Annotated in this window: 2 protein-coding genes; both read left to right on the top strand. The window is 60.7% G+C overall.

All coding sequences use genetic code 11. The annotated features are described in order from the left end of the window. A partial coding sequence (locus tag AC0L17_RS34570) for a co-chaperone GroES (protein ID WP_023835140.1) occupies positions 1–195 on the top strand: 195 nt, incomplete at its 5' end. Between the two features lie 62 nt (positions 196–257). Beyond that, a partial coding sequence (locus AC0L17_RS34565; RefSeq protein WP_473519003.1) for a TCP-1/cpn60 chaperonin family protein occupies positions 258–613 on the top strand: 356 nt, incomplete at its 3' end.

The raw sequence follows: 613 nt of genomic DNA, 5'->3' as shown, positions 1-613 counted from the left end.
AAGGAAAAGCCGCAGGAAGGCGAGATCATCGCCGTTGGTTCCGGCGCCCGTGACGAAGCCGGCAAGCTCGTCCCGCTGGACGTCAAGGCCGGCGATCGCATCCTGTTCGGCAAGTGGTCGGGCACCGAAGTCAAGCTCAATGGCGAAGACCTTCTGATCATGAAGGAATCCGACATCATGGGCATCATCGGCTGAATATCGGCCTCACCATCACTTAAACCCCAGGGCTCAATTCAAGCCCCTGCCAGGAGCTAAAAATGGCTGCCAAAGACGTAAAATTTTCTCGCGATGCCCGTGAGCGCATGCTGCGCGGCGTCAACATCCTCGCCGACGCTGTGAAGGTCACGCTCGGCCCCAAGGGCCGCAACGTGGTCCTCGACAAGTCATTCGGCGCACCGCGCATCACCAAGGACGGCGTCACTGTCGCCAAGGAAATCGAACTTTCCGACAAGTTCGAGAACATGGGCGCGCAGATGGTCCGCGAAGTTGCTTCGAAGACCAACGACATCGCCGGCGACGGCACCACGACCGCGACCGTTCTGGCGCAGTCGATCGTCCAGGAAGGCCACAAGGCGGTTGCCGCCGGCATGAACCCGATGGACCTGAAGCGCGG

Source organism: Mesorhizobium sp. WSM4829, assembly GCF_055811475.1.
This window is presented reverse-complemented; position numbering and strand designations above follow the sequence as displayed.